Origin of the sequence: Streptomyces sp. NPDC018029 (genome assembly GCF_044327655.1) — a bacterium.
GTDB lineage: Bacteria > Actinomycetota > Actinomycetes > Streptomycetales > Streptomycetaceae > Streptomyces.
Window position 1 is genome coordinate 630,571 of the sequence record NZ_JBIRFV010000004.1, and the last position, 24,182, is coordinate 654,752.

Annotated in this window: 23 protein-coding genes; 14 read left to right on the forward strand and 9 right to left on the reverse strand. The window is 70.2% G+C overall.

Going from position 1 to position 24,182, the window contains the following annotated elements:
• Window positions 1–4 precede the first annotated feature (4 nt).
• The 3 genes from ACH4D5_RS15790 (at window position 5) to ACH4D5_RS15800 (ending at window position 2,494) form a co-directional block, all read left to right on the forward strand.
• Window positions 5–820, forward strand: a complete 816-nt coding sequence (locus ACH4D5_RS15790) for an ABC transporter permease (RefSeq protein ID WP_398302644.1) — start codon at window positions 5–7, stop codon at window positions 818–820.
• A gap of 87 nt (window positions 821–907) precedes the next feature.
• A complete protein-coding gene (locus tag ACH4D5_RS15795) occupies window positions 908–1,669 on the forward strand; it encodes a MerR family transcriptional regulator (protein ID WP_398302453.1) in 762 nt (253 codons plus the stop codon).
• Window positions 1,670–1,810: 141 nt separating this feature from the next.
• The gene (locus ACH4D5_RS15800; RefSeq protein WP_398302455.1) at window positions 1,811–2,494 is read left to right on the forward strand and encodes a DedA family protein; all 684 of its coding nucleotides are present in this window, start codon (window positions 1,811–1,813) and stop codon (window positions 2,492–2,494) included.
• A gap of 40 nt (window positions 2,495–2,534) precedes the next feature.
• Here ACH4D5_RS15800 and ACH4D5_RS15805 read toward each other — a convergent pair whose 3' ends face one another.
• Both ACH4D5_RS15805 and ACH4D5_RS15810 read right to left on the reverse strand, forming a co-directional pair.
• Complete coding sequence (locus ACH4D5_RS15805; protein WP_398302457.1) at window positions 2,535–4,208, reverse strand: threonine/serine exporter ThrE family protein; 1,674 nt, start codon at window positions 4,206–4,208, stop codon at window positions 2,535–2,537.
• Between the two features lie 117 nt (window positions 4,209–4,325).
• Window positions 4,326–4,817, reverse strand: a complete 492-nt coding sequence (locus tag ACH4D5_RS15810) for an inorganic diphosphatase (RefSeq protein ID WP_055568469.1) — start codon at window positions 4,815–4,817, stop codon at window positions 4,326–4,328.
• Between the two features lie 85 nt (window positions 4,818–4,902).
• Here ACH4D5_RS15810 and dacB point away from each other — a divergent pair, with 85 nt between their 5' ends.
• From dacB to ACH4D5_RS15845, 7 genes are all read left to right on the forward strand, one after another.
• Complete coding sequence (dacB, locus tag ACH4D5_RS15815; protein ID WP_398302459.1) at window positions 4,903–6,441, forward strand: D-alanyl-D-alanine carboxypeptidase/D-alanyl-D-alanine-endopeptidase; 1,539 nt, start codon at window positions 4,903–4,905, stop codon at window positions 6,439–6,441.
• Window positions 6,442–6,848: 407 nt separating this feature from the next.
• Entirely contained in the window at window positions 6,849–7,976 is a 1,128-nt protein-coding gene (locus ACH4D5_RS15820; RefSeq protein ID WP_398302461.1) for a zinc-dependent metalloprotease, read from the forward strand.
• A 233-nt stretch (window positions 7,977–8,209) separates the two neighbouring features.
• A complete protein-coding gene (tilS, locus tag ACH4D5_RS15825; RefSeq protein ID WP_398302463.1) occupies window positions 8,210–9,256 on the forward strand; it encodes a tRNA lysidine(34) synthetase TilS in 1,047 nt (348 codons plus the stop codon).
• A gap of 54 nt (window positions 9,257–9,310) precedes the next feature.
• Window positions 9,311–9,871, forward strand: a complete 561-nt coding sequence (gene hpt, locus ACH4D5_RS15830) for a hypoxanthine phosphoribosyltransferase (protein WP_030785774.1) — start codon at window positions 9,311–9,313, stop codon at window positions 9,869–9,871.
• A 197-nt stretch (window positions 9,872–10,068) separates the two neighbouring features.
• Window positions 10,069–12,090 carry an ATP-dependent zinc metalloprotease FtsH gene (gene ftsH / locus ACH4D5_RS15835; RefSeq protein ID WP_398302465.1) on the forward strand — a complete coding sequence of 674 codons (2,022 nt, stop codon included), beginning with the start codon at window positions 10,069–10,071 and terminating at the stop codon, window positions 12,088–12,090.
• 110 nt (window positions 12,091–12,200) lie between these two features.
• Window positions 12,201–12,806 (forward strand): GTP cyclohydrolase I FolE, encoded by a 606-nt coding sequence (gene folE / locus ACH4D5_RS15840; RefSeq protein ID WP_398302467.1) that lies wholly within the window; start codon window positions 12,201–12,203, stop codon window positions 12,804–12,806.
• A gap of 101 nt (window positions 12,807–12,907) precedes the next feature.
• Entirely contained in the window at window positions 12,908–13,912 is a 1,005-nt protein-coding gene (locus tag ACH4D5_RS15845; protein ID WP_398302469.1) for an aldo/keto reductase, read from the forward strand.
• Between the two features lie 23 nt (window positions 13,913–13,935).
• On the opposite strand, the gene ACH4D5_RS15850 is transcribed toward ACH4D5_RS15845, so the two are convergent.
• The 6 genes from ACH4D5_RS15850 to ACH4D5_RS15875 all read right to left on the reverse strand — a co-directional run bounded on the left by ACH4D5_RS15850 (window position 13,936) and on the right by ACH4D5_RS15875 (window position 18,857).
• Entirely contained in the window at window positions 13,936–14,421 is a 486-nt protein-coding gene (locus ACH4D5_RS15850; RefSeq protein WP_398302471.1) for a DUF3180 domain-containing protein, read from the reverse strand.
• Between the two features lie 62 nt (window positions 14,422–14,483).
• A complete protein-coding gene (gene folK, locus ACH4D5_RS15855; RefSeq protein WP_398302473.1) occupies window positions 14,484–15,095 on the reverse strand; it encodes a 2-amino-4-hydroxy-6-hydroxymethyldihydropteridine diphosphokinase in 612 nt (203 codons plus the stop codon).
• Window positions 15,092–15,451: a dihydroneopterin aldolase gene (folB, locus tag ACH4D5_RS15860; protein ID WP_062771561.1), complete on the reverse strand. Its 360-nt coding sequence runs from the start codon at window positions 15,449–15,451 to the stop codon at window positions 15,092–15,094. Before folB ends, folK begins: the two co-directional genes overlap by 4 nt.
• A 155-nt stretch (window positions 15,452–15,606) precedes the next feature.
• Window positions 15,607–16,137, reverse strand: coding sequence for a nuclear transport factor 2 family protein (locus tag ACH4D5_RS15865; protein WP_398302475.1), 531 nt, complete (start codon window positions 16,135–16,137; stop codon window positions 15,607–15,609).
• Window positions 16,134–17,006, reverse strand: coding sequence for a dihydropteroate synthase (gene folP / locus ACH4D5_RS15870; RefSeq protein WP_398302477.1), 873 nt, complete (start codon window positions 17,004–17,006; stop codon window positions 16,134–16,136). The genes ACH4D5_RS15865 and folP overlap by 4 nt, the downstream gene beginning before the upstream one ends.
• Before the next feature lie 30 nt (window positions 17,007–17,036).
• Window positions 17,037–18,857, reverse strand: a complete 1,821-nt coding sequence (locus tag ACH4D5_RS15875; protein WP_398302479.1) for a phosphatidylglycerol lysyltransferase domain-containing protein — start codon at window positions 18,855–18,857, stop codon at window positions 17,037–17,039.
• Window positions 18,858–19,106: 249 nt separating this feature from the next.
• On the opposite strand from ACH4D5_RS15875, the gene ACH4D5_RS15880 reads away from it, so the two are divergent.
• A complete protein-coding gene (locus ACH4D5_RS15880) occupies window positions 19,107–20,225 on the forward strand; it encodes an alpha/beta hydrolase (RefSeq protein WP_398302481.1) in 1,119 nt (372 codons plus the stop codon).
• A gap of 80 nt (window positions 20,226–20,305) precedes the next feature.
• Here the strand turns inward: ACH4D5_RS15880 and ACH4D5_RS15885 are convergent, their stop codons facing one another.
• Entirely contained in the window at window positions 20,306–21,463 is a 1,158-nt protein-coding gene (locus ACH4D5_RS15885) for an ABC transporter ATP-binding protein (RefSeq protein WP_398302483.1), read from the reverse strand.
• A 158-nt stretch (window positions 21,464–21,621) separates the two neighbouring features.
• Here ACH4D5_RS15885 and ACH4D5_RS15890 point away from each other — a divergent pair, with 158 nt between their 5' ends.
• The 3 genes from ACH4D5_RS15890 to ACH4D5_RS15900 all read left to right on the forward strand — a co-directional run bounded on the left by ACH4D5_RS15890 (window position 21,622) and on the right by ACH4D5_RS15900 (window position 24,079).
• Window positions 21,622–22,356, forward strand: coding sequence for an ABC transporter permease (locus ACH4D5_RS15890; RefSeq protein WP_398302485.1), 735 nt, complete (start codon window positions 21,622–21,624; stop codon window positions 22,354–22,356).
• Window positions 22,353–23,015, forward strand: a complete 663-nt coding sequence (locus tag ACH4D5_RS15895; RefSeq protein ID WP_398302487.1) for an ABC transporter permease — start codon at window positions 22,353–22,355, stop codon at window positions 23,013–23,015. Before ACH4D5_RS15890 ends, ACH4D5_RS15895 begins: the two co-directional genes overlap by 4 nt.
• Before the next feature lie 92 nt (window positions 23,016–23,107).
• A complete protein-coding gene (locus ACH4D5_RS15900) occupies window positions 23,108–24,079 on the forward strand; it encodes an ABC transporter substrate-binding protein (protein WP_398302489.1) in 972 nt (323 codons plus the stop codon).
• Window positions 24,080–24,182: the final 103 nt, after the last annotated feature.

Below are 24,182 nucleotides of genomic sequence, written 5' to 3' on the forward strand. Positions count from 1 at the left end.
GTCGATGAGTGCGCCGACGACGACGCCTCGGGGCACGTCGGCCAGCTGGGTCCTGGCCGACTCCTGGACCATGACGCGGCGCGAACTCGCCCACTGGGCACGGCAGCCGGTGCAGGTCCTGGTCGGCCTCGTCTTCCCGGTGATGATGCTGCTGATGTTCACCTATCTGATCGGCGGCGGGAAGGGCATCGCGGGGGAGTACGCCGAGTTCCTCGTGCCCGGCATGTTCGCGCTGACGATGGTCTTCGGCCTGGACGCGACGATGGTCGCGGTCACCCAGGACCTCAACAAGGGTGTGATCGACCGGTTCCGCTCCATGCCGATGGCGAGCGGCGCGGTCCTGGTGGGGCGGTCCGTCGCCGACATGCTCCAGTCCTTCGTGTCGCTCCTGGTCATGATGGGGGTGGGGCTCGCGATCGGCTGGCGCTCGCACGGGTCGTTCGGGGCGGTGGTCGGGGCCGTCGGGCTGCTGATGATGCTGCGGTTCGCGATGCTGTGGCTCGGCATCCATCTGGCGATGGTCGCGGGCAGGCCGGAGCTGGTGATGACCGTGCAGATCCTGGTCTGGCCGGTCGGCTTCCTCTCCAACGCCTTCACGGTGCCGCAGAACATGCCGGACTGGCTGGGCGCCGCGGTCGAGTGGAACCCGATGTCGGCGACGGCCACCGCCGTCCGTGACCTCTTCGGCAACGACCCGGGGGTGACCGGCACCTCTTGGGCGGCCGAGAACGCGGGGCTCCTGGCGGTGCTGTGGCCGATGGTGCTCGTGGGGGTGTTCCTGCCGTTGGCGGTACGGAGGTTCGGGGCGCTCAGCAAGTAGGGGCGCTCGGCCGGCAGCCGGGCTTGCACCTCACGTGGCGTGAGGACGCAGGCTGTTCCGCGTACCGAGAGAAGGAGGGCGGAAGCCATGACGTACTCCGTGGGACAGGTCGCCGGTTTCACCGGAGTGACGGTGCGCACGCTGCACCACTACGACGAGATCGGCCTGCTCGTGCCCGGCGGGCGCAGCCACGCGGGACACCGGCGCTACAGCGACGCGGACCTCGACCGGCTGCAGCAGATCCTGTTCTACCGAGAGCTCGGCTTCCCCCTCGACGAGGTGGCGGCCCTCCTGGACGACCCGGACACGGACCCGTGGGTCCACCTGCGCCGCCAGCACGAGCTGCTGACCGCGCGGATCCACAAGCTCCAGGAGATGGCCGCCGCCGTCGAGACCGCCATGGAGGCGAAGAAGATGGGCATCAACCTCACGCCCGAGGAGAAGTTCGAGGTCTTCGGAGACCACGATCCCGAGCAGTACGCGGAGGAGGTCGAGGAGCGCTGGGGCGACACGGAGGCCTACCGGGAATCGCAGCGCAGGTCCGCCTCGTACACGAAGGACGACTGGAAGCGGATCAACGACGAGCTGAACGCGGTCCACGCGCGCGTGGGCGACCTGCTCGCCCGGGGCGTCCCCGCGGACTCCCCGGAGGCCATGGACGCCGCGGAGGCGCACCGCCGCTTCATCACGGCGAACCACTACGCGTGCTCGCACGAGATGCACACCTGTCTCGGTGAGATGTACGTCGCCGACGAGCGGTTCACGGCCTTCTACGAGGCGATCCGGCCCGGCCTCGCCGTCTACCTGCGGGACGCGATCCTGGCGAACGCGGCACGCGACGGCAGGTGACGGGCGCGCGGCGTGGTTGCAGTTTCCGCACAGTGCGGGCCGAGAAGGGGAGTGGAACCCGGCCGGGCCGCCTGGCGTTGATAACTTTGGGCGGCTGCACCCGCCGCCGCACCGCCCCCTCACCCTCAGGAGCCCGGAACCGTGACGACGCTTGCGCTCGGACCAAGCTGGTTGGATCCGGATTACCTGCTCAACCAGTTCGGCCTCTGGGGCCTGCTGGTGATCGTTTTCGCCGAGTCGGGCCTGCTGATCGGCTTCTTCCTGCCCGGTGACTCCCTGCTGTTCACCACGGGCCTGCTGATCACCACGCACAAGCTGGACACCCCGCTGTGGCTGGCCTGCCTGCTGATCTGCCTCGCGGCGATCCTGGGCGACCAGGCGGGCTACCTCTTCGGCAAGAAGGTCGGCCCCGCGCTCTTCAACCGCCCGGACTCCAAGCTCTTCAAGCAGGAGAACGTGGTCAAGGCCCACGACTTCTTCGAGAAGTACGGCCCGAAGTCCCTGGTCCTGGCCCGCTTCGTGCCGATCGTGCGGACGTTCACGCCGATCATCGCCGGCGTCTCCGGCATGCGGTACCGCTCGTTCATCACGTTCAACATCATCGGCGGCGTCCTGTGGGGCGCGGGCGTCACCCTGCTCGGCGCCTGGCTCGGCAACATCGAGTTCGTGCACAAGAACATCGAGGCGATCCTCATCCTGATCGTTCTCATCTCGGTGGTGCCGATCGCCATCGAGTTCCTGCGGGCCCGCAGCAAGTCCAAGAAGACCGCGGCGGCCGAGGGCACGACGCCGCCGTCCCAGCGCGGCCGCCACGCAAAGCGGTAACAGCGGGGCAAGACAGCCCCGGCCCCGCCGACCCGCAGGGTCAGAAGCCCCTCGTCCGCTTGGCCGCACGGCGATTCGCCGCCGACGCGGCACCGGGCACCTTGAGGATGAGCCGGGAGACCTCGCTCCCCAGGTTCACGCCGATCGCGATGGCCAACGCCGTCGCGACGGCCCTGGTGAGCGAGTTCATGCCCGTGTTGAGGTCGTTCTGCGCCAGGGCGAGCAGCCCGAAGTACGTCGCGCTACCGGGCAGCAGCGGGCCGATCGCGGCCGTCACATAGGGCAGTGACGACGCGAACCGATAGCGCGAGAAGAGCTGCCCGAAGAGCCCGACCAGACCGGCCGCGATCGCCGTCGCCGCGACGGGCGAGAGCTCCAGCGGGGTCTGCGCCAGAGCGCCGAACATCACCCAGGCGACGCCGCCGTTCAGGGTCACCATCAGCACGGTGTTACGTTCCTGCTGAAGCAGTATCGCGAAGGCGAGACTCAGCGCCATCGACGCCAGGATCTGGATGACTGGCCGCGACGATGTCACGCCGAACTTCGTCTCCGGAGTCAGGTTCGTCGCGTCGAGCATCACGCCGAGCGACAGCACGAGCAGCACGCCGCAGACGATGCCCACGATCAGGTACATGACCTCCAGAAGGCGCGCGGCAGCGGTGATGTAGTAACCGGTCAGACCGTCCTGCACGCCCGCCACCAGGGCCCGCCCCGGGATCAGCGCGAAGAGCCCACCGGTGATCACCGCCGAGGCCATCGACGCCTCGGTGTGCACGAAGCTGAGCGCCACACCCATCCCGGCGGGTGGCATCGCGGCGCCCACGAACTGGTAGAACTCCGGCAGCCCCCGTCCCGCGCACAGCCACGCCAGCCGGTCGCCGAGCATCGCGCCGACAGCGGCCACCACGAAGACGAGAGCGCCACCGCCGACCAGCACGGACGCGGAGCCCGCGAGCAGGCCGCTGGCCGCCGTGAGCGCCCACCCGGGGTAGGGGTGACGGTTACGCCGAATGCCCGCGAGACGGCGGTAGGCCTCCTCCAGGGAGACCTCGATCTCGGGGTCGCTGATGTCGTCCACCAGGTGGAAGACCGCCGCCAGACGCGTGTAGTCCGTGCCCCGGCGGCGCACCGTCCTGGAGGCCGTGACAGGGTCGTCCACCAGCGAGGGCTGGTGCGAGATCGACAGGAGCGTGAACGTCACGTTCGGTTCGCAGCGGTCCAGGCCGTACGAGCGGCAGACGGCGAACATCGCCGCCTCCACGTCCTCGGCGCCCTCTCCGCCGGCCAGCAGCAGCTCGCCGATACGGAGCGTCAGGTCGAGCACGCGCGGCACGGCGGGCCCGGCCTCGTCCTCCTGCTTCTGCGCGGCCTCCGTGGCGGGCCGCTCGGTGACCGGCATGCGCAGCATCGTGCGCATCTGGTCCTGCCAGGGGACGTCCTTGGTGAGCTTCACCAGGGGTATGCCCTGCGCGGGCGTGAAGGCCTGCGGGGCGTTCCGCGCGCTGTAGGTGTGCGGCGGCGTGAACGCCGACTTGTCGGTCTCCTGGGTCGTCGTGGACGGCGTCGCGAGGCCCGTGGGGATGGCGAACTCGGATGTCGTCTGGGACTCGTCCTCAGGGGCCTGTGGTTGCGGCATCACCCCGCTGGGCTGCGCGAACGCGCTGCGGGCCTCGTCCGACTGAGGCTTTCGGTCCTCGGCCTCCTGTTCGGCCACTGATGCCCTCACTTCTCATACGACTCGTACGCACCCTCCGTATGGCCAGTATGGGCACAGATACACGAACGGGCCGCGTGACCCCTTGGGTCCCGCGGCCCGCCCGGAACGACTGGCTCAGTGGCCGCCCTCGTCCTTGAAGCGCTTGTAGGAACGCTCGATCTCGGCCTCGGCGTCCGTGCGGCCGACCCAGTCGGCGCCCTCGACGGACTTGCCGGGCTCCAGGTCCTTGTAGACCTCGAAGAAGTGCTGGATCTCCAGGCGGTCGAACTCGGAGACGTGGTGGATGTCCCGCAGGTGCTCCACGCGCGGGTCCGAGGCCGGGACGCAGAGCAGCTTGTCGTCGCCGCCCGCCTCGTCGGTCATCCGGAACATGCCGATCGCGCGGCACTTGATGAGGCAGCCGGGGAAGGTCGGCTCGTCCAGGATGACCAGGGCGTCCAGCGGGTCACCGTCCTCGCCGAGGGTGTTCTCGACGAAGCCGTAGTCCGCGGGGTAGCTGGTCGACGTGAAGAGGCGACGGTCCAGACGGATCCGGCCGGTCTCGTGGTCCACCTCGTACTTGTTCCGCGAACCCTTCGGAATCTCGATGGTGACGTCGAACTCCACGGGTGGCTCCTCCATGATCAGCACATACTTCGGGTGATTAAGTGTCCCTCACGCAGATGTGTGATCGCGAAAGGGGCTGGTCGTCGTGCCGGAGCTCAAGCCTTGGCAGCGGCCTCGACAGCTTTTGAGACAGCTGTCCAAGCCTTCCGCCGACAAGCTCGCCGGGTTCTCCGGCAAGCTCACGACCTTGCAGCTCACGGCTGGTGCCGCCACCTTCGGCCTGGTCATCGCGGCCGGGGCGGTGGCCGCGGCCGGCCCTTGGGACTCCTCCGGTCAGCGTACGGCGGAGCGGGACCGGGCTGCTTCCCAGGACGCCTGGGGTGGCGCAGATCACGCCGGTGGGGCGCCGGGACGCGCGCCGGAAGCCGCGCCGAGCGCCCCTTCCGTGCTCGCCGGTCTCGGCGCGCCCGCGGGCACGGCGCCCAGGCCGACGGACCGCGCCCTCGCCGAGGTGCTCGACCCGCTCCTGAAGGACCCGGCGCTCGGCCCGAAGCGGTCGGCCGTCGTCCTCGACGCGGCCTCCGGCAAGCGGGTGTACGGCAAGAACGCGGGCGACGGCCTGACACCCGCGTCGACGATCAAGATCGCGACGGCGGTGGCGGCGCTGTCGGCGGTGGGCCCGGACCACCGGATCGCCACGAGAACGGTGCTGGAGCCCGACTCCTCCGACGTGGTCCTCGTCGGCGGCGGCGACCCCACGCTGACGGCCCGCAAGGACGGCCGCTACACCGACACGGCGGCGAGCCTGCGCAGGCTCGCCGAGGACACGGCACGCTCCCTCAAGAGCCGCGACATCGACGAGATCAAACTCTCGTACGACACGTCGCTGTACTCCGGCCCTCCGCAGCACGTCATCGGCCCCAACGAGAACATCACGCCCGTCAGCGCGCTGATGGCCGACGAGGGCCGCCTGGACGACTCCTCCAGCGGTCCCGCCCCGCGCGCGGGTGACCCGGCGGCGGAGGCGACGAAGAAGTTCGCCGGCTTCCTGAAGGACCACGGCATCACGACCAAGCCCGCCCCCGACGCCGCTCCCACACCCTCCAAGGCATCGGACCGGGCCGAGTCCCTCGCGAAGGTCGAGTCGCCGCCGCTGTCCTCGCTGGTCGAGCGGATGCTGACACACAGCGACAACGACATCGCGGAGGCGCTGGCCCGCCAGACGGCCGTCGCGGCGAAGGAGCCGGCGAGCTTCGACGGCGCGGGCAGGGCCGTGCGGGCCCGCCTGGAGAAGCTGGGCCTCCCCCTGTCCGGGGCGACGTTCGCCGACGGCAGCGGACTGGACCGCGCCGACCGCGTCTCCGCCGAACTCCTGGCGGCCCTCCTGGACCACGCCGCCGACCCGGGCCGCCCCGAACTGCGCTCCGTGGTGACGGGCCTGCCGGTGGCCGGCTTCACCGGCACGCTGGTCGACCGCTACCCGAAGGACTCCCCCGGCACGGGCCTGGTCCGCGCCAAGACCGGCACCCTGACCGGCGTGAACAGCCTCGCGGGCACAGTCGTCGACGCCGACGGCCGCCTCCTCCTCTTCGCCTTCATGACCACAGGCACAACGGACCCCCAAGCAGCCCAATCGGCCCTGGACCACATGGCCTCCACAGTGGCGAACTGCGGCTGCCGCTGAGACCACAGCCGCCCACTGCCGACGCCCAACGGGGCAAAGACAGCGCCCAGGAACGCGGGCAACTGGACACAGGCACGGCCCAGGGACGCGGGCACGGGGCGAAGGCGCCGCCCAGGGGCGCGTGCAACGGGACACAGGCGCCGCCCAGGGGCGCGGGGAACTGCGCGCCCAGCCACATCCGACCGACAGACGCCCGAAGAGCAGCACCCCGCGGCACCCAGCGGCACCCAGCGGCGCCCCGCGCCGACCACCCGGGGCCGCTGGGCACCCCGGCCGCCCCGGGCCCCCGGGCCACCCGGGAACAGCGAGCCCACCCCGCACCACGGGGACCCTAGGGGCGAGCTCCGGGTCAATGTCAGGGGTGCAAGCCCCTCCACCAGAGGGAGCCAGCACGTACCGTTGAGCCCATGACGAGCATCCGTGGTGCGGAGATGGTCGACTGGAACCTCGCGGTGGCGACCGCGACCCGCCTCGTGAGGCCGGGCCCAGAAGTGAGCCGGGACGAGGCGCGAGCCGCCGTCGCCGAGCTCCGCCGGCACGCCAAGTCCTCGGAGGAGCACGTCCGTTCCTTCACGAGGATGGGCTCGGAGGACACCCACGACACCCCGGTCCTCGTGGTGGACAGAGCGGGCTGGGTCCGGGCCAATGTGGCGGGCTTCCGGGAGATCCTCAAGCCCCTCCTCGACAAGATGCAGGACAAGCGCGGCAGCAGCCCGGGCGGCGCCGTGCTCGGCGCGGTGGGCGGCAAGGTGACGGGCGTGGAGCTGGGCATGCTCCTGTCCTTCCTCGCCTCCCGCGTCCTCGGGCAGTACGAGACCTTCGCCCCACCCACCCGCGACCTCCCCGCAGGCGCGGACGGCGGCGGCCGCCTCCTCCTCGTCGCGCCGAACATCGTGCACGTCGAGCGCGAGCTTGACGTGGACCCGCACGACTTCCGCCTCTGGGTCTGCCTGCACGAGGAGACGCACCGCACGCAGTTCACCGCCGTGCCCTGGCTGCGCGACCACCTCGAAGGCGAGATCCAGTCGTTCCTGGGCGAGACCGAGGTCGACCCGATGACGGTCCTTGAGCGCGTCAGGGAGGCCGCCCAGTCGCTCGCGGGCGGCCGCACCGACGCGGAGGGCGAGGAGGACGAGGGAGGCCGTTCCCTCGTCGAGCTGGTGCAGACCCCCGCCCAGCGCGAGATCCTCGCCCGCCTGACGGCGGTGATGTCCCTCCTGGAGGGCCACGCGGACTTCGTGATGGACGGCGTCGGCCCGGACGTCGTGCCGTCCGTGGCCGAGATCCGCGAGAAGTTCCAGCAGCGGCGGGCACGCGGCGCGAGCCGCCTCGACCAGGCCCTGCGCAAGCTCCTCGGCCTCGACGCGAAACTGCGCCAGTACCGGGACGGCGAGCGGTTCGTGCGCGCGGTCGTGGAGCAGGTCGGCATGGACGGCTTCAACCGCGTCTGGACCTCGCCGAACACACTTCCCACCAAGGCGGAGATCGCCAAACCGGCGGACTGGGTCGCGAGGGTGCACCGTAAGGGAGACTGAGGAACCGGTTGCGGCCGATGGCAGGAGAACGCCCCCGCAATCACCCGTCCGAGGGACCGTGGGCGATGGGTAGGCGTGCAATGCTCGGGTAACGGCTCGGCTCTGTCACCATCGACACACTCTGAGTGACCGAACGCAAGAGAGAGAAGGCCCCGTGAGGGGCCGGATCTCCCTGGTGGGTCCTGAGTGACTGGTCCGAGCTCACCCCCCGAACTTCACGAAGGGAACCGGACATGGGTCCCCATCCTGCGGTCGCGGCGATACGCCTGGCGGTCCGCCGCGTACTCCACGACGTACTGACCGATGTGCAGCGCAGCACCGAAACCGACCCTCCACACCTCCCGCACTCCCCGCACGAGCAGGCCCCGCCACCGACCGTGCTCGTCGCCTGCTCCGGCGGCGCCGACTCCATGGCGCTCGCCTCCGCGCTCGCCTTCGAAGCCCCCAAGCTCGGCATCCGCGCGGGCGGCGTCACCGTCGACCACGGCCTGCAGCCCGGGTCCGACCTGCGCGCCGCAGAGGTCGTCGTGCGCCTCACCGCCCTCGGCCTGACCCCGGTCGAGTCCGTCGCCGTGGACGTCGGGCGCGAAGGCGGCCCGGAGGCCGCCGCCCGCGACGCGCGGTACGCGGCCCTGGACGCCGCCGCCGAGCGGCACGCGGCAGCCGCCGTCCTGCTCGGACACACCCGCGACGACCAGGCGGAGACCGTGCTGCTCGGCCTCGCCCGCGGCTCCGGGATCCGCTCCCTGTCCGGAATGGCCGCGACTTCGGGGGTCGCGGGCCGTTACCGCCGCCCCTTCCTGCACATCGACCGGCAGACCGCCCGCAAGGCCTGCATGGTGCAGTCGCTCCCCGTCTGGGACGACCCGCACAACGCCGACCCGGCGTACACCCGCTCCCGGCTGCGCCACGAGGGCCTGCCCGCCCTGGAGAAGGCCCTCGGCAAGGGCGTCGTCGAGGCCCTCGCCCGGACGGCCCAGCTGTCCCGCGACGACGCCGACGCGCTCGACGCGTGGGCCGCCCAGGCCGAGGCGACCGTCCGTGACGCCGCCGGCCGCCTGGAGTGCGCGAAGCTCTACGCCCTGCCGCCCGCCGTGCGCCGCCGCATCGTGCGCCGGGCCGCCATCGAGGCGGGGGCACCCGCGGGTTCCCTGTTCGCCCGGCACATCGAAGAGGTCGACCGGCTGATCACCGGCTGGCGAGGCCAGGGAGTCATCAATCTCCCGGGCAAAGTCGTGGCTCAGCGCCAGGGTGGCAGACTGGTGATCCGGCAAGGCTGACGAGAGCCCCGTGTTCGTTGGGGATCCTGTCGGCCGGTGGGACGACCGAAAGTGATGCGGGTGGACGCGAAAGACATGGGCACCGACCTCAAGTCGGTGCTCATCACCAAGGAAGAGATCGACGCGAAGCTGGCCGAGCTGGCCGCGAAGATCGACGCGGAGTACGCGGGCAAGGACCTGCTGATCGTCGGAGTCCTCAAGGGCGCGGTGATGGTCATGGCGGACCTGGCGCGCGCGCTGTCCACCCCCGTCACGATGGACTGGATGGCCGTGTCGTCGTACGGCGCGGGGACCCAGTCGTCCGGCGTCGTGCGGATCCTCAAGGACCTGGACACCGACATCAAGGGCAAGCACGTCCTGATCGTCGAGGACATCATCGACTCCGGTCTGACGCTGTCCTGGCTCCTGTCGAACCTCGGCTCGCGCGAGCCCGCCTCCCTGGAGGTGTGCACGCTCCTGCGCAAGCCCGAGGCGGCGAAGGTCGCGATCGACGTGAAGTGGATCGGCTTCGACATCCCGAACGAGTTCGTCGTGGGCTACGGCCTCGACTTCGCGGAGAAGTACCGCAACCTCCCGTTCGTCGGCACGCTCGCCCCGCACGTCTACGGCGGCTGACGTCCCGCGGAACCACTCCGCGGGCTTGCGTACGACGTCGGGGAACCCTCACCCGTTTCCCGGCGTTGAAGCATGCGAAGGCGGGATTGCCAGCCGTCCCCGGCGGCTTCGGGTCACAATGCTGGGGTACCGTCCGAAGAACAGTCTTTATCAAACTCACTATGGCAGGAGGGACGGGGCGTCATCGCTCCGTATGGATGGACGTGAAGCGATACTTCCGTGGGCCAGTCATGTGGATCGTGCTGGCCGTCCTTGCCGTGGTCGTGTTGATGCAGGTCGTCGGCTCGTCCGGTGGCTACAAGACGGTGGACACCGGCGAGGTCGTCCAGGCGATCGAGAAGAACCGGGTCGAATCCGCGAAGCTCACCACCGGTGACGAGCAGATCATCAAGGTCGAGCTCAAGGACGGCCAGAAGGTCAAGGACAGCAGCAAGATCCAGGCGAGCTACATCGGCGACCAGGGCGTCGACCTCGCCAAGACCCTGCAGGCCAAGTACCAGAGCAAGGACATCCCGGACGGTTACACCGTCTCTCCGTCGAAGCAGAATCCCTTCGTCGGCATCCTGCTCTCCCTGCTCCCCTTCGTCCTCATCGTCGTCGTCTTCCTGTTCCTGATGAACCAGATGCAGGGCGGCGGCTCCCGAGTCATGAACTTCGGGAAGTCCAAGGCCAAGCTCATCACCAAGGACACCCCGAAGACGACCTTCTCCGACGTGGCGGGGTCCGACGAGGCGGTCGAGGAGCTCCACGAGATCAAGGAGTTCCTCCAGGAGCCGGCGAAGTTCCAGGCCGTCGGCGCCAAGATCCCCAAGGGCGTTCTCCTCTACGGCCCGCCCGGCACCGGCAAGACGCTGCTCGCGCGTGCCGTCGCCGGTGAGGCCGGAGTTCCGTTCTACTCGATCTCCGGTTCCGACTTCGTCGAGATGTTCGTCGGTGTTGGTGCCTCCCGTGTCCGTGACCTCTTCGAGCAGGCCAAGGCGAACGCCCCGGCGATCGTCTTCGTCGACGAGATCGACGCGGTCGGCCGGCACCGCGGCGCCGGCCTCGGCGGCGGCCACGACGAGCGCGAGCAGACGCTGAACCAGCTGCTCGTCGAGATGGACGGCTTCGACGTGAAGGGCGGCGTCATCCTGATCGCCGCGACGAACCGGCCCGACATCCTCGACCCGGCGCTCCTGCGCCCCGGCCGTTTCGACCGGCAGATCGCCGTCGACCGCCCGGACATGCAGGGCCGTCTGGAGATCCTCAAGGTTCACCAGAAGGGCAAGCCGGTCGCCCCGGACGTCGACCTGTCGGCGGTCGCGCGCCGCACGCCGGGCTTCACCGGCGCCGACCTGAGCAACGTCCTCAACGAGGCCGCGCTGCTCACCGCCCGCAGCGACAAGAAGCTGATCGACAACCACTCGCTGGACGAGGCGATCGACCGCGTCGTGGCGGGCCCGCAGAAGCGGACCCGGATCATGTCCGACAAGGAAAAGAAGATCACCGCGTACCACGAGGGCGGACACGCCCTGGTCGCGGCGGCCTCCCCGAACTCGGACCCGGTCCACAAGATCACGATCCTGTCCCGCGGCCGGGCCCTGGGCTACACCATGGTCCTGCCCGAAGAGGACAAGTACTCGACCACGCGCAACGAAATGCTCGACCAGCTCGCGTACATGCTGGGCGGGCGCGCGGCCGAGGAGCTCGTCTTCCACGACCCGACGACGGGCGCGGCGAACGACATCGAGAAGGCCACGGCCACCGCACGCGCGATGGTCACGCAGTACGGCATGACCGAGCGGCTCGGCGCGATCAAGTTCGGCGGGGACAACACCGAGCCGTTCCTCGGGCGCGAGATGGCGCACCAGCGGGACTACTCGGAAGAGGTCGCCGCGCTGGTCGACGAAGAGGTCAAGAAGCTCATCGAGACCGCGCACAACGAGGCCTGGGAGATCCTCGTCGAGAACCGCGACATCCTCGACAACCTGGTCCTCCAGCTCCTCGAGAAGGAGACGCTCAACAAGGAGCAGATCGCCGAGATCTTCGCCGGTATCGTGAAGCGCCCGGCCCGCCCGGCGTGGACCGGTTCCTCACGGCGCACGCCCTCGACCCGCCCGCCGGTGCTCTCCCCCCGGGAGCTGTCCCTGACGAACGGTGCGAACGGCGCGACCCCCGCGGTGACGTCGGGCACGGAGAAGTCCCTCGAGGTGGCCCCGGAGGACCGCCCCGAGAGCTGACCCGCGCGCCTCAGCAGGCCCGGAATGGATGCCGCGCCCCCCTGGTTCTAGCCTGGGGGGCGCGGCTGATTTCGTACGCCCGCGCGAGACGCACAGGAACGAGGCACAACATGACCGACCCGGTGACGCTTGACGGCGAGGGCTCGATCGGCGAGTTCGACGAGAAGCGGGCCGAGAACGCCGTGCGTGAGCTGCTGATCGCCGTGGGCGAGGACCCCGACCGCGAGGGCCTCCGGGAGACCCCGGGCCGCGTGGCGCGGGCGTACCGGGAGATATTCGCCGGGCTGTGGCAGAAGCCGGAGGACGTCCTGACGACGACGTTCGACCTGGGCCACGACGAGATGGTCCTGGTGAAGGACATCGAGGTCACTTCCTGCTGTGAGCACCATCTGGTCCCGTTCAGGGGGGTGGCGCACGTGGGCTACATTCCGGCCACCAGCGGCAAGATCACCGGCCTGTCGAAGCTCGCCCGCCTCGTGGACGTCTATGCCCGCCGCCCGCAGGTGCAGGAGCGTATGACGACGCAGATAGCGGACTCGCTGATGGAGATCCTGGAGCCGCGTGGCGTCATCGTCGTCGTGGAGTGCGAGCACATGTGCATGTCCATGCGCGGTATCCGCAAGCCCGGAGCGAAGACCATCACGTCCGCGGTGCGCGGCCAGCTGCGGGATCCGGCCACGCGCAATGAGGCGATGAGCCTGATCATGGCCCGCTGAGCCGGGCCGGATTCGGCCGATCCTCCCAACCCGCCCCGCGTGGGCGGGTGTTGTGGATCAAAGTGATGGCGGGCGCGGGCAGCGGCCGAAAGACTGGGCGCATGACTGAGACAAGCAACCGGTCCCTGCCCGTCCGCAAGCTCGGCGGCCTGGAGGTCTCCGCCCTCGGCTACGGCGCGATGGTGCTGTCCCCGGGCGTGTACGGCGAGATCGACGACGAGCGCGCCGAGCGGGCGCTCCTCGCGGCGGTCGACGCGGGCGCCACGATCATCGACACCTCCGACGGGTACGGGGCCGACGGACACAATGAGCGGCTCATCGGCAGGGCCCTGAGAGGGCGCCGCGATCAGGTCGCGATAGCCACCAAGTTCGGCTTCAGGCTGCCGGAGGGCGTGGAGCCGCACCCCTTCCCCATCGGGTACGCCTTCGGGGAGCTGGCGGTCAACGCCGACCCCAAGCACGTACGCGGCTATGCCGAGGCGAGCCTGCGGGGGCTGGAGACGGACTACATCGACCTCTACTACCCGCACTTCCCGGACCCGCAGGTGCCCCTGGAGGACACCGTCGGGGCGGTTGCCGAGCTGGTCCGTGAGGGGCTCGTGCGGCACCTGGGGCTCTCGAACGTGACGGCCGGCCAGCTGCGGGCGGCGCACGCCGTGCACCCCGTGGCGGCGGTGCAGATCGAGTGGTCGATGTGGAAGCCTGCCGAGCCGGAACTGCTCGCGACGGCACGTGAGCTGGGCGTCGGGCTCGTGCCGTGGTCGCCGCTGGGCGCCGGGTTCCTCACCGGCACGGTCGGCCGGGTCGCGGAGGGCGACTTCCGGCAGAACGCGCCGCGTTTCGACGCGGCGAACCTGAAGGCGAACAACGACCGCTTCGCGCCCGTGCGGGGCGTCGCGGAGGAGCTCGGCATCACTCCGGCGCAGCTGGCGCTGGCCTGGCTGCTGCACCAGGACCCGAACGTGGTGCCGATCCCCGGCAGCCGCACGCCGAAGCACATCGAGGAGAACCTCGCGGCGGCGCACGTGCGGCTGGACGCCGACGTCCTCGCGCGTCTGGGCCGCATCCTGGAGGAGACGGAGGTCGAGGGCGGCACGCTGCTGTAGCGGCCGTCCTATGGGGCCGGGGCCTATGCGGCCGGGGCCGCCTCTCCGTTCTCGTCGTCGTCATCGGGGAGCTTGCAGACGCGCTCCATGAAGAAGGCGGCCGCTATCACCGCGATGCCCATGAGGACGGAGAGCCCGGCGTACACCGCCTGGTCGCGGCGGGGCGGGATGTCGAGGAACTCCAGCAGGAACACGCCCGTCCCGCCGTACATCCCGGCGACGAGGGCCGCGACCAGGGCGCTGGCCTGGCCGAAGACCACGGCACGGGCCGCCATCATCGGATCGACGCCCTTCGCGCCGGGACGGCGCTCGCGCTGGGCACGCAGGCGTGAACGCAGCGAGAGCGCCGTCGCCAGCAGGACGACGGCGATGACCGCGAGCACGATGGGCGCGGCCAGCGGGACGCGCGGCAGCGTGCCGACGGAGTCCCACAGGCGGGCGCCCGACCAGGACAGCACTCCGGCCGCGAGAAAGAGGCCGGCCAGCGTCCTGATGCGCAGTTGCTTCACGGATGACCCTTCATCGGCTTGATTGCCTCGACCGCTTGATTGCCTCGACCGCCTTCCAACGTCTACTCGGGCAGTCGGAGTTCCAGGTCGGCGCGGGGCGCGACGCCCTCGCGGGTGACCGCGGCCAGCAGCTGCGCCACCGGGCCGCGGCCCGTCAGCTGGGCCTCGGGCTCCACGTCGTGCCAGGGGGCGAGGACGAAGGCACGCTCGTGCGCGCGCGGGTGGGGCAGCGTGAGCGCCGGGTCGTCGGAGACCACGTCGGCGTACGCCACGATGTCCACGTCGATCGTGCGCGGGCCCCAGCGCTCGTCCCGGACGCGGTGGAAGGCCTCCTCGACGGCCTGCGCGCGCTCCAGGAGCGAGGCGGGCGGCAGGGTCGTCTTCACCACGACGACCGCGTTGAAGTACGAGGGCTGGCTGCCGGGGTCGACGCCCCAGGGCTCGGTCTCGTACACCGGGGAGACCGCCTTGACCCGCAGGCCGGGGGTGTCCTCCAGGGCGTCGACGGCGCCCTGGAGCGTCTCCAGGCGGTTGCCGAGGTTGCTGCCGAGGGAGATCACGGCGCGCTTGGGGTTGGACAGGGTGGTGTCCGCCGCATCGACCTGTTCGACCACGGAGGTGGGCACCGGCTGGACGGTGGGGTCGCTCTGACCCGCTTTGAAGGGCGCAGTCATACTCGGCTCCGGGTGATGGTGACGGTCACGTCGTCGAACGGGACGGTGATCGGGGCGTCCGGCTTGTGCACGCACACCTCGACCTCCAGAACTCCGTCGTGCTTCAGACACGCCTGGGCGATGCGCTCGGCGAGCGTCTCGATGAGGTCGACGGGGTCGCCCTCGACGACCGCCACGACCTCCTCGGCCACGATTCCGTAGTGCACGGTCTTCGCCAGGTCGTCGTCGGCCGCGGCCGCTCGCGTGTCCAGGCCGAGCACCAGGTCCACGATGAAGGTCTGGCCCTCTTCGCGCTCCCGCGGGTAGACACCGTGGTGCCCGCGGGCCTTGAGGCCGCGCAGCGCGACACGATCCACGCGAATCACTCCTGCAATCGTCGGTATCGGCAGGCCTGCACCGAGTGCGGTCGGCACACCAGCCTCGTTCGAATCTACCTGCGAGCACTGACAGTGTTCGCCCGAGGGGCCCGTGGGCCGCCGCGTCGCACGTCTGTCGAACCGCGCCTACCCACTCAGGACGGGGTCTCGTCGTCCTCTTCGTCGTCGGTTTCGGCCAGTACCGGGGACGCGTGGTGCGACCACAGCTTCCAGCCGTCGGGTGTGCGGCGGAACACGTTCGTGGCGACCACGAGCTGGCCGACGAGCGGACCGAGCTCGCCGCCGCCCTCCGGGGGCGGGCCGCCGCTGAGGATGTTCTCGGTGCACGTCACCAGGGCGGTGTCGCCCGCCACGCCGACCTTCAAGTCGGTGAGGAAGAACTGGATGTACTCCGTGTTCGCCATGATCAGGGCGTACGACCTGAGGACCTCGCCGCGGCCCGTGAGGACCGGCCAGCCGGGGTGGACGCAGGAGACGGCGTCGCCCGCCGCGTCCTCTGTGTCCTCTCCGTCGTCCGGGCCGTCGGTGCCGTCCGCGTGTCCTGTGGTGTCCCCGGAGTCCAGCCACAGGTCGGACACCTCGTCGAAGTCGCCGCGTTCCAGCGCTTCGTAGAAGGCGGTGTTGGCGCGCTCGACCTGCTCGATGTCGGTGCCGGCCGCGGTCACCGGTGGCCGCCCGCGGCGCCTGTGACGGCGCGGGCGACACGGACCGCGTCGGCCGTCGCCCGCACCTCGTGCACGCGGACCGCCCAGGCGCCCTGGTGGGCGGCGATGGCGGAGACCGCGGCGGTGGCGGCGTCGCGCTCGCGCGCGGGCGGCGGGGCGCCCTCCGGGCCCGCGAGGACCCGGCCGAGGAAACGCTTGCGGGAGGCGGCGACCAGGATCGGGTGGCCGAGCTCGCGCAGCCGGTCGAGGCGGGCCAGGAGCGCCAGGTCGTGCTCGGCCTCCTTGGAGAAGCCGAGGCCCGGGTCGACGACGATGCGCTCGGGGGCGATGCCGCCCTCGATGGCGGCCGCCACGCGTGCGTGGAGCTCGTCGACGACTTCGGAGACCACGTTCTCGTAGACCGGCTTGGCGTGGATGTCGGTGAGGAAGCCGCGCCAGTGCATGACCACGAAGGGCGCTCCGGCGGCGGCGACGGCGGGGACCATGCGCGGGTCGGCGAGACCGCCGCTGACGTCGTTGACGAGGACGGCGCCCGCGGCGAGTGCCTGCTCGGCGACGGTGGCCCGCATGGTGTCCACGGAGACCGTGACGCCCTCGGCGGCCAGGCCCCGCACGACGGGGACGACGCGCTTGAGCTCCTCGTCCTCGTCGACGCGGGTGGCGCCGGGCCGGGTGGACTCGCCGCCGACGTCGACGAGGTCGGCGCCCTGCTCGACCAGGTCGATGCCGTGCTTGACGGCGGCCGTCGTGTCGAACCAGCGGCCGCCGTCGGAGAAGGAGTCCGGCGTCACGTTCACCACGCCCATGACCGCACAGCGGTCCCACTCCGGCAGCCCCTGGACCGATCCCCGCCCGCGCAACGTACTCATACCTCCAGCCTAGGCCCGGACGGGGACGTGTTACGCCGCCTGCATCTCACGTTCCGCGCTCTGGTGCGGGCAGGGGCGGCGCTGCGGGGTGCCCCTGCGCAGGAAGCGGGGGAGCGCCAGCGTGACGAAGCCCTCGGCCTGCATGGCGGCGAAGCCGATGCGGGGGAGGTCCTTGCTGGAGCGGTAGACGACGAAGCGGGGCTCCCAGCGGGGGCGGAACTTCGCGTTGAACTTGTACAGGGACTCGATCTGGAACCAGCGGGAGAGGAAGACCAGCAGGCCGCGCCAGGCGCGCAGGACCGGGCCCGCGCCGATCTTCTCGCCGCGGGCGAGGGCCGCGCGGAACATCGCGAAGTTGAGGGACACGCGCGCGATGCCGAGCTTCGGGGCGGCCTGCAGGGCGGCGACGATGAGCAGCTCGTTCATGCCGGGGTCGGCGGCGCGGTCGCGGCGCATGAGGTCGAGGGAGACGCCGTCCTTGCCCCACGGGACGAAGTGGAGGACAGCCTTCAGGTCGCCGTAGGGGCCCGGCTCCTCGTCGGCCTTGTGGGCGGTGGCGATCAGACAGTCGCCGTCGTCCGGGTCTCCGATGCGGCCGAGCGCCATGGAGAAGCCGCGCTCGGTGTCGGTGCCGCGCCAGTCGTCGGAGGCGCGCTGGATCTTGGCGAGTTCCTGTTCGCCCAGGTCACGGATGCGCCGTACGCGCGTCTCGTAGCCATTGCGCTCGATCCGCTTGACCATCTGGCGTACGTTGCGCATCGCACGCCCGGACAGGGAGAAATCCGCGACGTCCACCACCGCCTCGTCACCCAGTTCGAGGGCGTCGAGGCCGGTCTCGCGGGTCCAGACCTCGCCGCCGGTCTCGGAGCAGCCCATGACGGCGGGCGTCCAGGAGTGGGCCTTCGCCTCGTCCATGAAGCGCTCGATCGCGCCGGGCCAGGCCTCGACGTCGCCGATCGGGTCGCCGCTGGCGAGCATCACTCCGGAGACGACGCGGTAGGTGACGGCGGCCTTGCCGCTGGGGGAGAAGACGACGCCCTTGTCGCGGCGGAGCGCGAAGTGGCCGAGGGAGTCGCGGCCGCCGTGCTTGTCGAGCAGCGCGCGCAGCTTCGTCTCGTCGTCCTCGGTGAGCCGGGCGGCCGGGTGCTCGGGGCGGAAGGCCAGGTAGATGGTGGTGAGGGCGGTGAGCATGCCGAGGGCGCCGAGGGAGAAACCGACCGTCCAGGACGTGCGTCCGTAGTAGTCGACGGGTCCTTCGAAGCCGAAGAGTCCGTAGAGGACGTGCTCCAGGCGCTCCGTGATGCTCGGGTCCCCGATGACCTTCCCGGGATGCACGCTGACGATCACGAGACCGAGCAGAATCGATCCGGCACCGAGGAGGACGAAGTTGGCCAGGGCCCGCCAGCGGCTGCGGGGGTCGGGGAGGGCGGTGAACTCACTCCGATGGCGCAACAGAAGCGCGAGCAGCGCGAGTGAGATCACGACGCCGACGACCGAGTGCCGGTACCCGAACTGCGCCACGGCACCCGCGGGCAGCAGCACCACGGCGGCCCGCCAGGCGCGCCGCTTGTGGCGCCGCAGGCCGTGCGCGAGCAGGAGCAGCAGGATGCCTGAGCTCAGCGCGAGGGCGGCGGCGAAGGGGCCGAGAGCGCCGGGCAGCACCTCGGCGATGGCGTGCATGCGGCTGTACCGGAAGCGGGGGAAGACACCTGCCGCGACGTTCAGCAGGCCGACGAGGGCGCAGGCTCTCGCGACGAGGGCCGGCACGGCCTCGGGGCGCGGACCCCGCAGTATCCGGCGGAGCCGGCTGTCACGGTGGCGCACCTCACTGCTCGGAACCCCGCCCGACATTTCCCCATCTATCCTGACAGACATCGCATCCCGTAGTTCTGCGAGAGAGCTTTAACCCGGTGCCAAAGAGGCATCCGGCAACATTGCCCCCTCTAGGACGGTCCTTCGGGTAGACGGGTTCATTCCCGACCGGAAACCGCTGGAAAAGCTCTGGCAAGGCCCCCGGCTCGCGTCGGCAGGCCCGGTCCCGGGTCCGGTCAAGCCGAGGCATGTGCCCGGCAAAGGTAGAAAGCGCAGGCAGAACACCCCATGGGTCTCACGAGCAACACGGTACTCGCCCTTGCGGTCTTGCTGGCCGTACTGCTCTTCATCGGCACGATCTGGCTCTGGCCGCGGCTCGCCCGCCGCAGCTGGAAGGCGGTCACCGGCCGCGTCGGGCTGCTCCTCGCCACCCAGGTCGCGGTCTTCGCGTCGGTGGGCCTCGCGGCCAACCAGGCCTTCGGCTTCTACGCCACGTGGGCCGACCTCTTCGGCCAGGAGACGGCGCCCGGACTGGTGGTCGACCACGATCCGGCCAAAGGAGCAGGGCCCGTCAAGGTCGTCGACACCCAGACCGTGAACGTGCCGGGCGGCAGCAGGACCGTGACCGGCGGCCAGATCCAGAAGATCGAGGTCAGCGGCCAGCAGTCGAAGATAGCCAGCCCCGCCTACGTCTACCTGCCGCCGGAGTACTTCCAGCCCCAGTACAAGGACCGGAAGTTCCCCGCGGCCGTGGCGCTCACCGGCTACCCGGGCACCGCGGAGGCGCTCATCAAAGGGCTCCACTACCCGCAGACCGCCCACCGGCTGTCCGCCGAGGGCAAGATGCAGCCGATGATCCTGGTCATGATGCGGCCGACGGTGGCGCCGCCGCGTGACACGGAGTGCGTGGACGTCCCCGGCGGGCCGCAGACCGAGACGTTCTTCGCCAAGGACCTGCCGGCGGCGATATCGGACCACTACAGGGTGGGCGCCAAAGGGCAGAACTGGGGCGTCATCGGTGACTCGACGGGCGGCTACTGCGCCCTGAAGCTCGCCATGCACCACCCCGACGCGTACGGCGCGGGGGCGGGCCTGTCCGCGTACTACAAGGCGCCCATCGACGTCACCACCGGCGATCTCTTCCACGGCGACAAGGAGCTGGAGCGGCGCGCCGACCTGATGTGGTACCTCGACCACATGCCGGCGCCCAAGACGTCCCTCCTGGTGACCAGCAGCAAGAAGGGCGAGGACAACTACCGCGACACCCTGAAGTTCATCGACAAGGTGAAGGCGCCTACGCGCGTCTCGTCGATCACCCTCGAAAGCGGTGGGCACAACTTCAACACGTGGCGCAGGGAGATCCCCGCGACGCTGCAGTGGATGAGCGGGCGGCTGAGCGGCGGCTGAGTGCCACTTGAGCTTCAGCTGAGCGCCGCTTGAGCGTCGGCCGGCACCGCTCGACCGTCGGCCGAGCGGCACTTGAGGGATCAGTCCGTGCCGATGGCCGCCACCGTCTCCAGTTCGACCTCCGCGCGCGCGATGTCGCGCGCGTCCGCCGCCGTCGAGCGGCGCAGCGCCTCGTGCAGCCGGGCCGGGGTGAGTACGCCCAGGAAGCGCCCCTCGCTGTCCTTGTCGATGACGGCGATCCAGCCCGCGTCGTGCTGCAGCATCGTCGCGAACGCCTGCTTCAGGCTCGCGCCGACCGGGAGCCACGCCTCCATGCGGCGGGCGTGCTCGCGGACCGTGCCGCTCCCCACGCGCGCGTGCTCCGCCGACAGCCAGCCGTGCAGGTTGTTCTCGCCGTCCAGGACGACGGCCCAGCGGGCGTCGAGCTCCTTGGGCAGCGGGTCGTCGAGGTGCACCACGGGGGGCTGTTCCAGGTCGCCCTCCTCGATCGGCGTCACGGAGAGCCGCTTCAGGCCGCGGTCCGCGCCGACGAAGTCCGCCACGTAGTCGTTCGCGGGGGCGCCGAGCACGGTGGAGGGCGTGTCGAACTGCTCGATGCTGCCCTGTCCGTAGACGGCGATGCGGTCGCCGAGCCGGACCGCCTCCTCGATGTCGTGCGTGACGAAGAGCACGGTCTTGCGCACGGCCTGCTGGAGGCGGAGGAATTCGTTCTGCAGGTGCTCGCGGACGACCGGGTCGACCGCGCCGAAGGGCTCGTCCATCAGGAGGACCGGCGGGTCGGCCGCCAGGGCGCGTGCCACGCCGACGCGTTGGCGCTGCCCGCCGGAGAGCTGTTCGGGGTAGCGGTCGCCGAAGACGGCGGGGTCGAGGCCGACCAGGTCGAGGAGTTCGGCGGCGCGCTCACGGGCCTTGCCGCGCTTCACGCCCAGGAGATGCGGGACCGTCGCCGTGTTGTCCAGCACGGTCTTGTGCGGGAAGAGACCCACCTGCTGGATCACGTAGCCGATGCGGCGCCGCAGTTGGACGGGGTCGATGCCGGATATGTCGTCGCCGTCGACGAAGATCCGGCCCTCGCTCGGCTCGATGAGCCGGTTCACCATCTTCATCGTCGTCGTCTTGCCGCAGCCCGACGGGCCGACGAGCGTGACCAGTTCACCCTCCGCGACCTCGAAGGACAGATCGTCGACGGCCGTGGTGCCGTCCGCGTAGCGCTTGGTGACGTGTTCGAACCGGATCATGGTTCCCCATTGTGGACGGCGGTGGCGGGCTCTGCGTGACGGCCGTGTTGCGGCAGTACGACGAGTCTCTGCGATTGTCGGTGCCGCGCGTTAGGGTCGCCAGACACGGGGGGACGTGTGTGCGGCATACGTCCGGGGATTCGGGGGAGGTGGGGCGCGTGGCCGAGCAGAACTGTCTGGTGAGGAACGACTGGATCTGCGGGGAGTATCTCCGTACCCGCAGCCAGGAGTTGACCGACGCGACCCTTCAGCACGTGGGGATCACCGCCGCCGCCGTGGCGATCGGCGTCGCCGTGGCCCTGCCGCTCGCGCTCCTCGCGCGACGCTGGCGGTTCCTGTCGGGACCGATCCTCGGCGTGACGACCGTGCTGTACTCGATCCCCTCGCTGGCGATGTTCTCGCTGCTCCTGCCCTTCTTCGGGCTCTCCGTCTCCCTGGTCGTCACGGGCCTCGTGCTGTACAGCCTCACGGTCCTCGTGCGGAACATCCTGGCCGGTCTCCAGGCCGTCCCCGACGAGGCGCGGGACGCCGCGAAGGGCATGGGGTACGGCCCGTTGAGGCTGCTCTGGGAGGTCGAGCTGCCGCTCGCGCTGCCCGCCCTGCTGGCCGGCGTCCGCATCACCACGGTCTCGACGGTCGCCCTGACCACCGTCGGCGCCATCGTGGACTACGGAGGCCTCGGCACCCTCATCCTCGACGGCCTCGACACGACCTTCAAGGCCCAGGTGCTCACGGCGTCGGTGCTCTGCGTCCTCCTCGCCGTCACCGCCGACCTGCTGCTGCTCGGGCTCCAGCGGTGGCTGACCCCGTGGACGAGACCCCGTCGACATCGAATACGGACGAGCAGGGCGGCACGCGAGGCCGCCGTGGCCAAGGTGGCTGAGCCGGTATGAACGCGATCTCCGGTGCGTACGACTGGCTGACCACGGGCGCCAACTGGCAGGGCGAGAAAGGCGTGTGGCACCGCCTCGCCGAGCACCTCTACTTCAGCGGGGTCTGCCTCGCCGTCGCCTGCCTCATCGCGCTGCCCCTCGCGCTGTACCTCGGCCACATCGGCAAGGGCGGTGCCCTCGCGGTCAACATCTCGAACGTGGGCCGCGCGGTGCCCACGCTCGCCCTGCTGATCCTGCTCACGTTGACCCCGCTCGGCGAGCACGGCGACGCGCCGACGCTGATCGCGCTGGTGCTCTTCGCCGTGCCGCCGCTGCTGACCAACGCCTATCTCGGGATGCGCGAGGTGGACCGGTCCGTGGTGGAGGCCGCGCGCGGCATGGGCATGAGTGGGGGTCAGCTGTTCGCGCGGGTCGAGCTGCCGCTCGCGTATCCGCTGATCATGACCGGCATCCGCTCCGCCGGCGTGCAGGTCGTCGCGACGGCCACGCTCGCCGCGATGGCGGGCGAGGGGGGCCTCGGCCGGATCATCACGGCCGGGTTCAACCTGCAGAACACTCCGCAAGTGGTCGCGGGCGCCTTCCTCGTGGCGCTGCTCGCGCTCCTCGTGGAAGGGGTCCTGGTGATCGCCGGGCGCCTCTTCGACCCGATGCGGCGGTAGCGCGGCGGGGCCCGCGGTGGAGCGGGCGCCGATGCCTGCCGTCCTCACCTTCCTTCCTTCCTTCCTTTCGCTTTCGAAATGGTGGTTCACCGATGAACAGCACAACGCGTCGCGCGCGACGGATGGCAGGGACGGCCGCGGCCGTCGTGGCGCTGACCGCGGGGCTCGCCGCGTGCGGCGGGGACAGCCTGGAGGACGACGGCAAGGGGGCGGACAAGGCGGGCGGTGACAAGAAGGGCTCGCTCGTGGTGGGTTCGGCGCGGTTCACCGAGCAGAAGGTGCTCGCCGAGCTCTATGTGGGCGTGCTGGCGGACGCCGGTTATGACGCGCAGGTCAAGACCGTGCAGAACCGCGAGATCTACAAGCCCGAACTGAAGAAGGGCACGATCGACATCGCGCCCGAATACGCGGCGACCCTCGCGGAATTCCTCAACCTGGAGAAGAACGGCCCGAAGGCGAAGAGCGTCGCCTCCAGTGATCTCGACGCCACGGTGAGCGCGCTGGAGAAGCTCGCGCAGCCGCAGGGGCTGAAGGTGCTCCCGGCCGGTGAGGCGGTCGACCAGAACGCGTTCGCGGTCTCCAAGGAATACGCGAAGAAGCACAAGCTCAAGACCCTCTCGGATCTCGGCAGGTCGGGCGAGAAGGTCAGGATCGCGGCGGGTGACGAATGCGAGTCCCGCCCGTTCTGCGCACCGGGGCTGAAGAAGAAGTACGGCATCGACGTCGCCGGAATCGACCCCAAGGGCGTCGGCACCACACAGTCCAAGCAGGCCGTGAAGAACGGCACGGACCAGTTGGTGCTCACCACGACGACCGACGGGACGCTGAAGAACTACGACCTCGTCATCCTCGAGGACGACAAGAAGCTCCAGAACGCGGACAACATCCTTCCCGTGGTGAACGCCAAGGAGGCCGGCGACAAGGACATAGCCGCCGCGCTCGGGAAGCTGACCAAGACGCTCACGACGGAAGACCTCATCGAACTCAACCGGAAGGTCGACGAGGAGCGTCAGAAGGAAGCGGATGTCGCCAAGGAGTATCTGGAGTCGAAGGGCCTGATCTGAAGTTGATCAAGAAGAGGGGTGGGGAACCAGGGGCGAGTTATGGATACGATGCCTGCTTTTTGCCGGGCGCGGCGGCATACTTCGCCTACGCGCGGTAAGTTTC